Raw genomic sequence first — 14,588 nt, forward strand, 5'->3', positions numbered from 1 at the left:
CCCCGCCGGAACATAATCGGACCACGGTCCGTTACAGTGGGTGACGGTCCGGACGGACCGGGATGGGAGCAAGGTCATGCAGTTCGGAGTCTTCACGGTGGGCGACGTCACCCCCGACCCCACGACCGGCCGCGCGCCGACCGAACACGAGCGGATCGAGGCGATGACCGCGCTCGCGCTCAAGGCCGAGGAGGTCGGCCTCGACGTGTTCGCCACGGGCGAGCATCACAACCCGCCGTTCGTCCCGAGCTCGCCGACCACCCTGCTGGGGTGGATCGCCGCCAGGACGAACACCCTGAAGCTGAGCACCGCCACCACGCTGATCACCACCAACGACCCGGTGAAGATCGCCGAGGACTACGCGATGCTGCAGCACCTCGCCGAGGGGCGCGTGGACCTCACGCTGGGCCGCGGAAACACCGGCCCCGTTTACCCGTGGTTCGGCAAGGACATCCGGCAGGGCGTGCCGCTGGCGATCGAGAACTACCACCTGCTGCGCCGGCTGTGGCGCGAGCCGGTGGTCGACTGGGAGGGGCGGTTCCGCACACCGCTGCAGAGCTACACCTCGACGCCCGCCCCGCTGGACGACACCCCGCCGTTCGTGTGGCACGGCTCGATCCGCTCCCCGGAGATCGCCGAGCAGGCCGCGTTCTACGGCGACGGGTTCTTCCACAACAACATCTTCTGGAATCACGAGCACACCCAGCAGATGGTCCGCCTGTACCGGCAGCGGTTCGAGCACTACGGCCACGGCGCCGCGGACCAGGCGATCGTCGGACTCGGCGGCCAGGTGTTCATGGCCGAGACCGAGGCCGAGGCCAAGCGCCGCTTCCGCCCCTACTTCGACGAGGCGCCCGTCTACGGCCACGGCCCGTCGCTCGAGGACTTCGAGCAGATGACGCCGCTGACCGTCGGCACGCCCGAGCAGGTGATCGAGAAGACACTGGGCTTCGCGGACTACGCGGGCGACTACCAGCGCCAGCTGTTCCTGCTGGACCACGCCGGCCTCCCGCTGGAGCAGGTGCTCGAGCAGGTCGAGATCCTGGGCACGCAGGTGGTCCCGGTGCTGCGCAAGGAGTTCGAGCTGCGGCGCCCCGACCACGTCCCGTCGGACCCGCCCACGCACGAGTCGCTCGTCGCCGCCGGGCCCGCATCGCCGCACCGCCTGGTACTGCCGAGCGAGGCCCTCGCCACCGCGAAGGAGGCCTGACGTGGCACGCACACTCGTCGCGATCGCGGCCGGGGTGTCCGAGCCGTCGTCGACCCGCCTGCTGGCCGATCAGCTCGCGGACGCCACGTCCGCGGGCGTCTCGGCCCGCGGCGAGGCGCTCGACGTCACCGTCATCGAGGTCCGCGAGCTGGCCCGCGACCTCGCCACCGTGATGACGACCGGGGTACCCACCCCGGCGCTCACCGCCGCGAAGGACGCGGTCGCCGCCGCGGACGGCGTGATCGCCGTGACGCCGGTGTTCACCGCCTCGTACAGCGGGCTGTTCAAGATGTTCTTCGACGCGCTCGACCCGGACGCCCTCACGGGGGTCCCGGTGCTCATCGGCGCGACGGCGGGCACGCCCCGGCACTCGCTGGTGCTGGACCACGCGCTGCGGCCGCTGTTCGGCTACCTGCGGGCGCAGACGCTCGTCACCGGCGTGTTCGCCGCGACCGAGGACTTCGGCTCCACCGAGCTGGCCGCGCGCATCACCCGGGCGGGAGGGGAACTCGCCGCCGCGCTCGTCACGTCCGACGGTGCGGTGGCCGGGTTCGGCGGACCGTCGGACCTGGGCGCCCCGAAGCGCTCCGGGAAGGCGACCGACCTGGGTCCCGTCACCGACTTCGCCGACCTGCTCCGTGGTCACACGGGCGGCTGACCGCCCACCACCAGGTCCGGGTACAGGGCGCGCGCCCGCTCCAGGACCGCGTCGCCGAACGCCACCAGCGTGACGGTGTCGAGGCCTCCCGGCGTGGCCCGGGTGGTCTCGACCGCGATGCGGATCGCGTCGTCGACCGGCCAGCGGTAGACGCCGGCGCTGATCAGGGGGACGTTCATGGTCCGGGCGCCGAGCTCCGTGGCCATCGTCGCGGCGCCGGAGTAGCAGGACCTCAGGAGGTCCGGATCGGTCTCGCCCGCACCGCGGTTCGGCCCCACGGCGTGGATCACGTACCGCGCAGGGAGACGGCCCGCCGTGGTCCAGCCGACGCCGCCCGTGGGCAGGCCGTCGGGGAACCGGCGGATGCAGTCCTCCAGGATCTCGGGCCCACCGGCGCGGTGGATCGCGCCGTCCACGCCGCCGCCCCCGCGCATCGCGCGGTTGGCGGCGTTGACGATCACGTCGGCGGGCAGCTCGGTGATGTCGCCGCGCACCACGCGGAAATCCGGTACCGCTCCCATGCCTCGATCATGCCTCGTCGGGCAGCCTCCCGAACAGGGACACCGCGGTGCACCAGAACGCCGCGGCCCCGGGCCAGACCAGGACGAGCACCCACGCGGAGAGCTCCCCGACCACACCGCCCGGGTGGTTGGCGGGGGCGATGAGGTTCGCACCGTCGAGCCGGATGGCCGGGGCGGCGGTGAAGTCGAGCCCCGCGGCCGCCGGCCCGGTGAACCGTGCGTTGACCACGGCCTGCCCGAGGAGAACCGCCAGCACCACCCCGATCGTCGCCGCGACCAGCGTGACGCCGACGCCCGACGGGTCGCGGAGCCGGCCGCGGAACACGAAGCCCGCGGTGAGCAGTCCGCCGGCCAGCGAGATTCCTGCGAACGCCGTGGTGGCCACGAAGAAGTTGTCCAACTGCCCATCGCGGAACAGGACGTCGCCCTCCGGTGTGACCAGGCCCCGCACGCCGGGCACCGTCAGACCCCAGAGCAGCCCGGCGGCGGCGCCGAGCACCGCGGCGACGACGGCCGGGACCACGAGGGCGGACGGCGGGCGCGTGACCGATGTGTTCATCGCGTGCAGCCTAGCGACCGTGGCTGGGAGCCGACCGCCCGCTCAGCGCTCGTGGCTCTTCGAGTCGATCTCGCCGTGCCGGGAGCAGCGAGCGGTCCACCCGTCGGGGCTGACCTGCACGATCATCCGGCGCGCGCAGTACACGCAGTAGCGCGGGGGCTCCAGCCCCAGCAGCGCGGCCGCGAACACCGGCACGCCCTCGGTGAGCGGCTTCCCGGTGTACGCGCAGAACTGCGGCTCCGGCGCGGTCACCGTCACAGCGTCTCGTTCAGGGCCTTGATCGGCATCTTCAGCTCCTGCAGCAGATCCAGATCCGTCTCGGCGGGGCGGCCGAGGGTGGTGAGGTAGTTGCCCACGATGACGGCGTTGATACCGCCCACGATGCCCTTCTGCGCGCCGAGATCGCCCAGGGTGATCTCGCGGCCGCCGGCGAACCGCAGGATGGTGCGCGGCAGCGCCAGGCGGAACGCGGCGACGGCCCGGAGCGCCTCGGTCGCGGGCAGCACGTCCAGGTCGCCGAACGGGGTCCCCGGGCGCGGGTTGAGGAAGTTGAGCGGCACCTCGTCGGGCTCCAGCTCGGCGAGGTTCGCGGCGAACTCGGCGCGCTGCTCGAGCGTCTCCCCCATGCCGAGGATTCCGCCGCAGCACACCTCCATACCGGCCTCGCGCACCATCCGCAGGGTGTCCCAGCGCTCCTCCCAGGAGTGCGTGGTGACCACGTTCGGGAAGTGCGACCTCGACGTCTCGAGGTTGTGGTTGTAGCGGTGCACGCCCATGGCCTTGAGCTCGTCCACCTGCTCCTGGGTGAGCATGCCGAGGCTGCACGCGATCTGGATGTCGACCTCGTTGCGGATGGCCTCGATGCCGGCCGCCACCTGGCTCATCAGGCGCTTGTCGGGGCCGCGGACGGCCGCGACGATGCAGAACTCGGTGGCGCCGGTCTTCGCGGTCTGCTTCGCCGCCTCCACGAGCGACGGGATGTCGATCCACGCGGAGCGCACGGGGGACTCGAACAGGCCCGACTGGCTGCAGAAGTGGCAGTCCTCGGGGCAGCCGCCGGTCTTCAGGCTGATGATGCCCTCGACCTCGACCTCGGGCCCGCACCACTTCATGCGCACGTCGTGGGCGAGCTGCAGCACCTCGTCCAGCTTGTCGTCCGGCAGCTGGAGCACGGCCAGGACCTGCTCCTGATTCAGGCCTTCGCCGCGCTCGAGCACCTGCTCGCGCGCGATCTCGACGATGTCGGCCAGGACCCCGGTCATTCGTTCTCCCTCGTCGGCTGAGTTCTTCGGGGCACGCCGGAGCGTGCCGTCACGAGCACTGTACAGCGTTCAATTCATGAACAGCGTTCAGGGAAACTCTTTCGCCAACCAAACGTTCATCGAGTCGTCAGGGTTCGTTCCCTTCCGCGCGCCCCACGCCCGGGCGAGGGTGGTGCTCATGACACCGCGTACTCCCCTGCGCTCGATCCGGCAGCTCCTCGCCGCCGTCCTGGCCGCCACCGCGCTCGCCACCCCGACGGTCCTCGCCGCGACCCCGGCCGATGCGGCTCCCACCTCCACATTCGCCGGAACCGGCTCCACCGGGACGGCGCCGTCCGCCTCCGTCCCGACCGCGCCCGCGGTGTCCGCGAAGACCCACATCGCGGAGCTCGCGGCGTTCTCGGACCTGCCGCGGACGGTGCTCGACGCGAACCTGGAGACCACGGTCGACGTGAACAACGCGGCCACGGCGTCCGAGCAGAGGGCCGCGATCGCCGACAACTACGACATCGACAGCGACGCGATCTTCACCGCGCTCGGCAGCCGGCTCTACCCGGCGTTCAAGTCCGCCCAGAAGGCCGGCCGGCTGCCGAAGACGACCGCCCTCCTGCTCGGCCGCGGCGCGCTCGTCAACGGCTACGTGAGCACCTCGGCCGCGAAGAAGCACTTCCACAACCCCCGCCCGTTCGAGGTGGCACCCGACCGGATCCGCCGGTACGACAACGCCCGCGGCGATCTGTACGCGTCCGTCCGCGGTTCCGGCTCCTACCCGTCCGGGCACACGGCGTGGGGCTACGCCGAGGCGATCGTGCTCGCGCAGCTCCTGCCCGAGCTCGGCCCGCAGATCCTCGCCCGCGGCGCCGAGTACGGGCGGCACCGCGTCGTGCTGGGCGTGCACTACCCGCTCGACGTGATCGGCGGGCGGATCCTGGCCCAGGCCGCCGTCGCGGAGGCACTGGGCGACGCGGGGTTCGCCGCGCGTGTCGCGGAGGCCGCGCGGGAACTGCGCGCCGCGCTCGGCACGGTCGACGGCCGGGCCTGCGGGCAGGGCACCGTCGAGACCGGCGCCGCGCGGGCCGCCTACCGGCGCGACCTGTCGTGGGACCTGCCGCGGGTCGGTGGAGACACGCCCGCCCGGGTGCCCGCGGGCGCGATCGCACTGCTGCGCGCCGCACACCCGGGATGGAGCGACGAGAAGCTGCGGGACACGCTGGCCCGCACCGCAGCGCCCGGCGGGGCACCGCTCGACGTGCCCGGCGGATGGCAGCGGATCGACCTGCTCAGCGCCTGGATCGCGCGCTGAGCCAGGCCCCGTCGAACCAGGACGGGGCCTCGGCCGCGAACGCCGCGGGTGCCAATGCGGCCGCACCGTCGGGGATCCGCCCCACGACGGCCACCCCGGTCAGTTCGGGCAGGTCGACGAGGTTGCAGCGCTCGGCGAGGCCGGGCCGCTCGGGCCAGCGGGACAGCACGATCCCCGCGCACACGAGCCCGGCGGCCGCGATGGCGCGGACCGTGAGCTCGGTGTGGTTGAGGGTGCCGAGGGCGGGGTCGGCCACGACGAGCACCTCGGCGCCGAGATCGGCCGCCAGGTCGAGGACCGTGAACGGTGTTCGATCGTGGTCGAGCCCGAGCCGCACCAGGACGCCGCCGGCGCCCTCCACGAGGACGGCACCGGCGGCGGCGCGCACCACGTCCGCGGCCTCGCGCCGGCCGAGAGCGGCGACCCCCGCGCGGCGCGCGGCGGTGAGCGGCGCGAGCGGCTCGGGGTACCTGCGGTGTTCGACGGTCGCCGCGCCGGGCACCAGGCGCGCCACCTCCGCGGCGTCGGAGAGCTGCCCGTCCTCATCGCGGTCGGCGCCGTCGGCGAAGCCGGTCTGGGCGGGTTTGACCACGGTGACCGGCCCCGACTCCAGGAGCGCCGCGGCGAGGGCCGCCGTCGCGACGGTCTTGCCGACGCCGGTCGACGTGCCGGTGACGCAGAGGGTCACGCGACCGCCCCGCGGATCACCTCGACGGCCCGCGCGAGATCGTCGCCACCGAGGTCCGCCCTCACGGTGATGCGCAGGCGGGAGGTGCCCTCGGGCACCGACGGGGGCCGGAAGCAGCCGACCCGCACGCCCCGGTCGGCGCACGCGTCGCGGGCGGCGACGGCGCGCTCGGGATCGCCCAGGATCACCGAGACGACGGCGGACGTCGGGTGAAGGGCCCCGACACCGGTGGCCACGGCGTGCGCGTTGTCGAGCACACGTTCCGCGAGGCCGGGACGCTCGCGGAGTTCGGCGAGGGCGGCGCCCGCGGCGGCGACGGCGGTGGGCGCGAGGCCGGTGTCGAAGATGAACGGACGCGCGGAGTCCACGAGGTGCGCGCGCACCCGCTCGGCGCCGAGCACCACCCCGCCCTGCGAGCCGAGCGCCTTGGACAGGGTCGCGGTGACCACGAGGTCCTGCGCCCCGGCCAGGCCGAGCTCGTGCACGAGGCCACGGCCGCCGGCACCGCGCACGCCGAGGCCGTGCGCCTCGTCGACCAACAGCACGGCGCGATGTTCCCGCGCGGCGGCGTACAGCTCGGCGACCGGGGCGAGCATCCCGTCGGCGCTGTACACGGAGTCGGTGAGCACCAGAGCGCGGTCCTCGGTGCGGGTCTCGAGTACTTCTCGCACCGCGGCCACGTCGCCGCGCGGCACCACCACGACGCGGGCGCGGGACAGCCGGCAGGCGTCGACCAGCGAGGCGTGCGAGCCGCCGTCGGAGACGATGAGCGCGCCGCGCCCCGCGAGCGCCGTGACCGCCCCGAGGTTGGCCAGGTAGCCCGAGGAGAAGCACAGCGCGGCCTCCGTGCCCAGGAACTCGGCGAGCCCGCGTTCGAAGGACTCGTGCAGCTCGGTGGTGCCGGTGACGAGGCGCGACCCGGTGGAACCGGCGCCCCACGTCCGCAGGGCCTCGGCTGCGGCCGCGAGCACGCGCGCATGGCGGCTCAGGCCCAGGTAGTCGTTCGAGGCCAGGTCGATGCCCGGCTCGTGCGGCCGGCGCGCCGTCAGCGTGCGGCGCAGGCCCGCCTCGGCGCGGTCCGCGGCGTACCCGTCGAGCCAGTCGAGGGCGCTCGCCCGCACTCCGGTCCGGCCCGTCGCTTGAACACCGTTCATGTCCTCACTGTAGCGCCGCGCGCACCGCCGCCGACACGCCCCGCCCGATCGCCGCCACGTCGTCGGGGGTGCTGATGAACGGCGGCATCGTGTAGACGAGGTCGCGGAAGGGCCGCAGCCAGACCCCCTCGGCGAGGGTGGCCGCGGTGGCCCGGTCCATGTCCACCGGCCGGTCGAGCTGCACCACGCCGATGGCCCCGAGCAAGCGGACGTCGACCACGCCGGGCAGGCCACGCAGCGGCTCCAGGCCCGCGCGCAGGCCCGCGCCGATCGCCTCGACCTCGGCCCGCCAGTCGCGTGAGAGCAGCAGCTCGATGCTCGCGACCGCGATCGCACAGGCCAGTGGGTTGCCCATGAACGTGGGCCCGTGCATGAGCGCGCCCTGCTCGGAGCGGGAGATGGTGAGCGCGACCTCGTCGGTGCAGAGCATCGCGGCGAGGGTCACGTAGCCGCCGGTGAGCGCCTTGCCCACGCAGAGCACGTCGGGCGTGATCCCCGCCGCGTCGCACGCGAACAGGGTGCCGGTGCGGCCGAAGCCGGTGGCGATCTCGTCGGCGATGAGCAGCACGCCGTGCCGGCGGGTGATCTCGCGCAGCGCGGCGACGTACCGCGGCGAGTGGAACCGCATCCCGCCCGCGCCCTGGACGACGGGCTCGACGATGACCGCGGCGAGCTCGTGGGCGTGCTCCCCGACCAGCCGGTCGAGTTCGGCGACGTAGGCCTCGTCGTACTCGGCGGGCGGCGCGGGCGCGAACACCTGGTCGGCGAGCACGTCGGTCCACAGCGTGTGCATGCCGCCCTCCGGGTCGCACACGCTCATCGGGGTGAAGGTGTCGCCGTGGTAGCCGCCGCGCCAGGTGAGCAGCCGGTTGCGGCCGGGCACGCCCTTGGCGCGCCAGTACTGCAGCGCCGTCTTCACGGCCACCTCGATGGAGACGGAGCCGCTGTCCGCGAGGAACACCCGGTCCAGCCCCTCGGGGGTGATCCGCACCAGCAGCTCGCCGAGGCGCGCGGCGCTCTCGTGGGTGAGCCCGCCGAACATCACGTGCGACATGGTGTCGATCTGTGCCTTGGCGGCCGCGTCGAGGACCGGGTGCCGGTAGCCGTGCACGGCCGCCCACCACGAGCTCATCCCGTCGATCGCCTCGGTGCCGTCCCCGAGAGTCAGGCGGACGCCGCGCGCCGAGGTGACCACGCGGCCCGCGCCGCCGACGCCGCCCCCGACCGCGCTGTACGGGTGCCAGAGGGTGCGGGCGTCCAGGGCTGCGATGTCGTCGGGGGTCACGTCGGGCAGGGTAGCCCGGCTAGTCTGGCCGGGTGCAAGGCGCGAACGGGTTCGGTCCGGCGAGGAGACCGGTGGGCGCGACCTACCGGCTGCAGCTGGGCCCGGGGTTCACCTTCGACGACGCCGCGCGCCGGGTGCCCTATCTGGCGGGCCTCGGCGTCACGCACCTCTACCTCTCCCCCGTCCTCGAGGCGGTCGCCGGCTCGACCCACGGCTACGACGTGACCGACCCGGCGTCGGTGCGCGCCGAGCTCGGCGGCCGCAGGGGGCTGGAGCGGCTCGCGGACGCCGCGCACGCGGAGGGGCTCGGCCTCATCATCGACATCGTCCCGAATCACCTGGGCGTGGCCCGGCCGGAACAGAACCACTGGTGGTGGGACGTGCTCACGCACGGCCGGCGCTCGGAGTTCGCGCACTTCTTCGACATCGACTGGGCCGCCGACAACGGCGCCGGCGGCACGATCGCGATCCCCGTCCTGGCCTCCGGCGACGACGTGGCCGCGCTCACCGTCGACCGGTCCGGGCCCGAACCCCTTCTGCGGTACCACGACCGGGTGTTCCCCGTGGGCCGCGACACCGGCGGGGACGCCGAGCACGTGCACTACGCCCAGCCGTACCGCCTGGTGCCCTGGGACGCGCCGGTGCGCACGTACCGGCGGTTCTTCACGGTCGACGACCTGGCGGCCGTCCGGATGGAGGATCCCGACGTGTTCGCCGCGACGCACGCGGAGATCGGGACGTGGTTCACCGACGGGATCGCCGACGGGTTGCGGGTGGATCACCCGGACGGACTCGCGGACCCGGCCGGCTATCTGCGTGCGCTGCGGCGGCTGACCGGCCCGGAAGCGTGGATCGTGGTGGAGAAGATCCTGGAGCCCGGCGAGCCCCTGGAGCCGGCGCTGCCCGTCGCCGGGACCACCGGGTACGACGCGCTCCGCGAACTGGGTCACGCCCTCGTCGACCCGGCGGGCGCGGTCCCGCTGGCCGAGCTGCACGCCCGGCTCACGGGCGACGACGGCGCGAGTTTCGACGAGCAGGTGCTGCGGATCCGGGAGGGGCTCGGCGCGCGTGACCTGCGGCCCGAGCTGGCGCGGCTGGCGCGGGCGATCCGCCGGGAGACGGGGTCGTACCTGCCGCTGGAGGAGATCGCCTCCGGTGCGCTGCACTGGATCTCGGGCGTCCCGTACTACCGCGACGACTATCCGGTGCTGGCGGACGCCGCCGCGCGGTTCCGCCGGGAGGCGCTCGCGGCGGAGGCGACCCGCCCGGGCGTCGAGGCGGTGGCGCGGGCGCGGGAACGCCGCGGCGAGAGCGACGTCCGGTTCGCTCAGGTCACCGGCGCGATGGCCGCGAAATCGGTGGAGGACACCCTCTTCTACCGGACGGCGCGCCTGATCTCCCTGCAGGAGGTGGGCGGCGCACCGTCGGACTTCGGCCCGAGCGATCCGCACCCCGCCCTGGCGCGCCGCGCCGCGGAATGGCCGGCGGCCATGACGACGCTCTCCACCCACGACACGAAGCGCGGCGAGGACGTGCGGGCACGGATCGGCGTGCTCAGCCAGTGCCCCGGCGAATGGTCGGCCGCGGTGGACCGCTGGTTCACCGCGGCCCCGCCACCGCCCGATCCGGTGACGGGACTGTTCCTGGCGCAGACCGTGTTCGGCGTGTGGCCCGAGGGCGGCCCGGTGACCACCGCCCTTCGCCGGCGCCTGCACGCGTACGCCGAGAAGGCCATGCGGGAGGCCGGGATCGGCACGTCCTGGACCGCGCCCGACGGCGCCTTCGAGGCGGCGGGGCACGCCTTCGTCGACGCGCTGCTCCACGGCCCGGCGGCGCGCGACGTCGACGACGTCGTTCGGCGGCTCGCGCCGCACGGGCGGAACGACGCGCTGACGCAGAAGCTGCTGCAGCTGGCGGGCCCCGGCGTCCCCGACGTCTACCAGGGAACCGAGGACTGGGAGGACTCGCTGGTGGATCCGGACAACCGCCGGCCGGTCGACTGGGACCGCCTGGCCACGTCCGATTCGCCGAAGAACCAGGTGGTCCGAGCGGCGCTCGGGCTGCGGCGCGAGCGCCCGGCCGGTTTCGTGGGCGGCGGCTACGAGGCCGTCACCGCCACCGGGGCGGCCGCCGGGCACCTGCTGGGGTTCCGGCGGGGCGCGCCGGGGGCGGCGCCCGACGTGGCCGCGCTCGCGACGCGGTGGTCGCTCCTCCTGGAGCGGACCGGCGGCTGGCGCGACACGTTCGTGGACCTGGGGCCGGGCATCTGGGCGGACCGCCTCACCGGGGCGGTGCACTCCGGTCCGACCGCGGTCGCGGACCTCTTCGTCGAACATCCTGTCGCGCTCCTCGCCCTCGAATAGAAAACTTGTCAGTGGGGTCGCGCACACTCACGGACATGAACAGCGAAACCCCGCGGCCGCTCAGCACGGCACTCGCCCAGACCGCCACCGCGCGCGCCGGCGTCAGCGGCAACCGGATCCGCGCCTCGTCGCTGGCGCGGGTCGCCGAGTCGCTGCGCGAACACGGCCTCTCCGCGGTTCTGCACCCCACCGGCCGGCTGCACGTGGTGGTCTCCACCTCGCGGTTCACCGCCCAGGCGCTGCCGGGGGCCGGCGGCGCGATCGAGGTGCGGGTCAAACGCGAGGGCCGTCACTCGATACTCGGCCTGCTCACCGACCCGGAGGAGGTGGCGCACCTGCTCATCCAGTGCGCGGGCATGACCTCCGCCTGGGAGCTCAACGCCGCCGTCTACGACCGGCTGGTCCTGGCGGGAGAGGCCTCCGTGCTCAGCGAGGTGCCGATGGGTACCAGCCTGTTCGTCCGCCTCGGCGAACGCACGTACGCGGAGTTCGTCGCAGAGGACGCGGACGCGTGCCTCGGCGTCCCAGCGTCGGTCTCGCTCACCACGCACATATGCCCGCAGCCGGTGCGCGACGTGTGGAACTACCGCACGCTGCACCGCCAGGACTTCCCCACGATGGGGCTCATCGAGGGCGGCCGCCACACCACGGCGGACGCGGCCCTGGCCGCGTTGGAGATGCACCGCGCGCGCACCGGGGAGTGGGAGAACCTGCACTGACGCTAGTGTTCTTCAGCGATGCCCCTCCCCGTCGCTCCGCAGTCCTTCGAGGTCTGGGCGCCGCACCCGCGCCGCGTCCGGCTCTGGCTCGACGGCGCGGTGCACTCGATGTCGCCGCGCGGCGGCGGATGGTGGGAAGCCGGTGTCCCCGCCTCTGATCGGGCCCGGTACGGCTTCCTCCTCGACGACGACGAGACCGTGTTGCCCGATCCGCGGTCGCCGCGCCAGCCCGACGGGGTGCACGGGCCGTCCGGCCTCCTTCCCGCCCGCGAGCCGCGGCCGTGGCCGGGCCGCGAACTGCGGGGATCGGTGGTCTACGAGCTGCACGTGGGCACCTTCACCCCCGAGGGCACGCTCGACGCGGCGGCGCGGCGGCTGCCGCACCTCGTGGACCTGGGCGTGGGTTTCGTGCAGCTCATGCCGCTCAACGCGTTCAACGGCACCCACGGCTGGGGCTACGACGGCGTCGGGTGGTTCGCCGTGCACGAGCCGTACGGCGGACCGTCGGGGCTGGAGCGGTTCGTGGACGAGGCGCACCGCCTGGGCCTGGGCGTGCTGGTCGACGTGGTGCACAACCACCTCGGCCCGTCGGGCAACTACCTGGGCCGGTTCGGCCCGTACGAGACCGGCGCGAACACGTGGGGCACGACACCCGACCTGACGAACCCCGAGGTGCGGGCGCTGGTGCTGGACAACATCGCGTGGTGGCCCCGCAGGTACGGCGTGGACGGCCTGAGGCTGGACGCGGTGCACGCGCTGGTGGATCCGTCGGAGCCGCATCTGCTCGCGGAGGCGGCCGAACGGATTCGCCTGCTGTCGGAGGAGCTGGGCCGGCCGCTGGCGCTCATCGCGGAATCCGATCTCAACGAGCCGAACCTGGTGACGCCGGCCGACCTCGGCGGCACGGGACTCACCGCGCAGTGGGACGACGACGTGCACCACGCCGTCCACACGATCGTCTCGGGCGAGAGGCACGGCTACTACGCGGATTTCGGCAGCCCGGAGTGCCTGGAGACGGTGCTGACCCGCGGCTTCTTCCACGCCGGCACGTACAGCTCGTTCCGCGGGCGCGTGCACGGCGCGCCGGTCGACCCCGACGTGGTGCCGCCGTCGCGCCTCCTCGCCTACACGTGCACGCACGACCAGGTGGGCAACCGCGCCCGGGGCGACCGGCCGGCCGAATACCTCACGGGCGGGCAGCTCGCGGTGAAGGCGGCGCTGGTCCTGTTCTCCGCGTTCACGCCGATGCTGTTCATGGGCGAGGAGTGGGGCGCCCGCACGCCGTTCCGGTTCTTCTCCAGCCACCCCGAGCCGGAACTGGCCCGCGCCACCGCGGAGGGCCGCCGCGCCGAGTTCGCCGAGCACGGCTGGCCGCCCGGCGACGTGCCCGATCCGCAGTCCTTCGACACCTTCTCGGAATCCCGCCTGGACTGGTCCGAGCCGGCCTCCCGGCCGCACGCCCGGCTGCTCGCGACGTACCGCGCGCTCATCGCCCTCCGCGGCGACCCAGCCCTCGCCGAGGACGACCTGCGGGCGGTGCGGTGCACGCACCCGGGCGAGGCCACGTGGTTCGCCGTGCACCGCGGCGACCTCACGCTGGTGGTGAACTTCTCCCCCTCCCCCGTGGCCGCGCCGTTCGCCGGCGAACCGGTCCTGTCCTGGGACGAGCCCGCGATCGCCGCGGACTCGTGCACCCTGCCCGGGCACTCGTTCGTGGTGCTCCGGCAAAGGGTTAAGGTGCGTTAACGGTTACCGGAACCACACGGAGAGGCGTCACGTATGCGCATCGGGCTCGGCATCAACTACACGGACGGTTTCAAAGCCACGGCCGACGAGGTCCTCAACCTGGAGAAGGCCGGCACCGACATCGTGTTCGTGCCCGAGGCCTACTCCTTCGACGCGGTGAGCGCACTCGGCTACCTGGCCGCGAAGACGGAGAAGATCCAGCTCGCCTCCGGCATCCTGCAGATCTACACCCGCACGCCCACGCTCACCGCGATGACGGCCGCCGGCCTGGACAACGTGTCCGACGGGCGGTTCATCCTCGGGCTCGGCGCGTCGGGCCCGCAGGTGATCGAGGGCTTCCACGGCGTGAAGTACGACGCGCCGATCGGCCGCACCCGGGAGATCATCGAGATCTGCCGCAAGGTGTGGCGGCGCGAGCGCCTCGAGTACCAGGGCAAGTACTACCAGATGCCGCTGCCCGCCGATAAGGGCACGGGCCTGGGCAAGCCGCTCAAGCTGATCAATCACCCCGTGCGCGAGAACATCCCGGTGCTGCTGGCCGCGCTCGGCCAGAAGAACGTGGCGCTCGCCGCGGAACTCGCCGAGGGCTGGCAGCCGATCTTCTTCCTGCCGGAGAAGGCCAAGGACGTGTGGGGCGACGCGCTCGCCGAGGGCAAGGCGAAGCGCGACCCCGCGCTCGGCGAGCTCGAGGTGTTCGCGGGCCCCGCGCTCGCCATCGGCGACGACGTGGACCACCTGCTGGGCTTCGTGAAGCCGCACCTCGCGCTGTACATCGGCGGCATGGGCGCCAAGGGCAAGAACTTCTACCACACGCTCGCCACCAACTACGGCTACGGCGAGGCGGCGGACCGGATCCAGGAGCTGTACCTGGCCGGCGACAAGGCCGCCGCCACCGAGGCCGTGCCGGACGAGTTGGCCCGCAACGTCTCGCTGATCGGCCCCAAGGGCTTCGTCGCGGAGCGGATCGCGGCGTTCAAGGAGGCCGGGGCCACCGTGCTCAACGTCGCGCCGATCGCGGAGGACGCCGCGGGCCGGCTCAAGCAGGTCGAGCTGCTGCGCGACCTGGTCTGATCGCGCCGGATCACGCCACCGAGGGCGGCACGGGATGATTTCCCGGCCG

14 protein-coding genes are annotated in these 14,588 nt (G+C 73.5%); 7 read left to right on the top strand and 7 right to left on the bottom strand.

Features of this window, described 5'->3' with window-relative positions; all coding sequences use genetic code 11:
* The first annotated feature begins 76 nt into the window (after positions 1-76).
* Both BN39_RS14220 and BN39_RS14225 read left to right on the top strand, forming a co-directional pair.
* The gene (locus BN39_RS14220) at positions 77-1,210 is read left to right on the top strand and encodes an LLM class flavin-dependent oxidoreductase (RefSeq protein ID WP_019203090.1); all 1,134 of its coding nucleotides are present in this window, start codon (positions 77-79) and stop codon (positions 1,208-1,210) included.
* Between the two features lies 1 nt (position 1,211).
* Complete coding sequence (locus BN39_RS14225; RefSeq protein ID WP_019203091.1) at positions 1,212-1,868, top strand: CE1759 family FMN reductase; 657 nt, start codon at positions 1,212-1,214, stop codon at positions 1,866-1,868.
* Here the strand turns inward: BN39_RS14225 and BN39_RS14230 are convergent.
* Genes BN39_RS14230 through bioB form a run of 4 tightly spaced genes read right to left on the bottom strand, consistent with a single transcriptional unit; the run spans position 1,853 to position 4,210 of the window.
* The gene (locus BN39_RS14230) at positions 1,853-2,389 is read right to left on the bottom strand and encodes a macro domain-containing protein (RefSeq protein WP_019203092.1); all 537 of its coding nucleotides are present in this window, start codon (positions 2,387-2,389) and stop codon (positions 1,853-1,855) included. The genes BN39_RS14225 and BN39_RS14230 overlap by 16 nt on opposite strands.
* Before the next feature lie 7 nt (positions 2,390-2,396).
* A complete protein-coding gene (locus BN39_RS14235; protein ID WP_019203093.1) occupies positions 2,397-2,948 on the bottom strand; it encodes a DUF2567 domain-containing protein in 552 nt (183 codons plus the stop codon).
* Between the two features lie 42 nt (positions 2,949-2,990).
* Complete coding sequence (locus BN39_RS14240) at positions 2,991-3,206, bottom strand: hypothetical protein (RefSeq protein WP_019203094.1); 216 nt, start codon at positions 3,204-3,206, stop codon at positions 2,991-2,993.
* The gene (bioB, locus tag BN39_RS14245; protein WP_019203095.1) at positions 3,203-4,210 is read right to left on the bottom strand and encodes a biotin synthase BioB; all 1,008 of its coding nucleotides are present in this window, start codon (positions 4,208-4,210) and stop codon (positions 3,203-3,205) included. The genes BN39_RS14240 and bioB overlap by 4 nt, the downstream gene beginning before the upstream one ends.
* Positions 4,211-4,388: 178 nt before the next feature.
* On the opposite strand from bioB, the gene BN39_RS14250 reads away from it, so the two are divergent.
* Positions 4,389-5,513: a phosphatase PAP2 family protein gene (locus BN39_RS14250; protein ID WP_040768374.1), complete on the top strand. Its 1,125-nt coding sequence runs from the start codon at positions 4,389-4,391 to the stop codon at positions 5,511-5,513.
* On the opposite strand, the gene bioD is transcribed toward BN39_RS14250, so the two are convergent.
* From bioD to BN39_RS14265, 3 genes are read right to left on the bottom strand one after another with little or no spacing between them, the layout of a single operon-like run.
* Entirely contained in the window at positions 5,491-6,201 is a 711-nt protein-coding gene (bioD, locus tag BN39_RS14255; RefSeq protein ID WP_019203097.1) for a dethiobiotin synthase, read from the bottom strand. The two genes, BN39_RS14250 and bioD, sit on opposite strands and share 23 nt — an antisense overlap.
* Positions 6,198-7,355, bottom strand: coding sequence for an 8-amino-7-oxononanoate synthase (locus BN39_RS14260; RefSeq protein ID WP_081586103.1), 1,158 nt, complete (start codon positions 7,353-7,355; stop codon positions 6,198-6,200). The genes bioD and BN39_RS14260 overlap by 4 nt, the downstream gene beginning before the upstream one ends.
* 4 nt (positions 7,356-7,359) lie before the next feature.
* A complete protein-coding gene (locus BN39_RS14265) occupies positions 7,360-8,640 on the bottom strand; it encodes an adenosylmethionine--8-amino-7-oxononanoate transaminase (protein ID WP_019203099.1) in 1,281 nt (426 codons plus the stop codon).
* A 71-nt stretch (positions 8,641-8,711) separates the two neighbouring features.
* Between BN39_RS14265 and treY the strand changes: the two genes are divergently transcribed.
* From treY to BN39_RS14285, 4 genes are read left to right on the top strand one after another with little or no spacing between them, the layout of a single operon-like run.
* Positions 8,712-11,003 carry a malto-oligosyltrehalose synthase gene (gene treY, locus BN39_RS14270; RefSeq protein WP_019203100.1) on the top strand — a complete coding sequence of 764 codons (2,292 nt, stop codon included), beginning with the start codon at positions 8,712-8,714 and terminating at the stop codon, positions 11,001-11,003.
* Between the two features lie 35 nt (positions 11,004-11,038).
* Positions 11,039-11,722 carry a hypothetical protein gene (locus tag BN39_RS14275; protein ID WP_148281502.1) on the top strand — a complete coding sequence of 228 codons (684 nt, stop codon included), beginning with the start codon at positions 11,039-11,041 and terminating at the stop codon, positions 11,720-11,722.
* An 18-nt stretch (positions 11,723-11,740) separates the two neighbouring features.
* Positions 11,741-13,468 (top strand): malto-oligosyltrehalose trehalohydrolase, encoded by a 1,728-nt coding sequence (gene treZ / locus BN39_RS14280; protein WP_019203102.1) that lies wholly within the window; start codon positions 11,741-11,743, stop codon positions 13,466-13,468.
* A 33-nt stretch (positions 13,469-13,501) separates the two neighbouring features.
* Complete coding sequence (locus BN39_RS14285; RefSeq protein WP_019203103.1) at positions 13,502-14,539, top strand: LLM class F420-dependent oxidoreductase; 1,038 nt, start codon at positions 13,502-13,504, stop codon at positions 14,537-14,539.
* The last annotated feature ends 49 nt before the right edge of the window (positions 14,540-14,588 follow it).

Source organism: Tsukamurella sp. 1534, from assembly GCF_000312385.1.
Taxonomy (GTDB): Bacteria; Actinomycetota; Actinomycetes; order Mycobacteriales; family Mycobacteriaceae; genus Tsukamurella.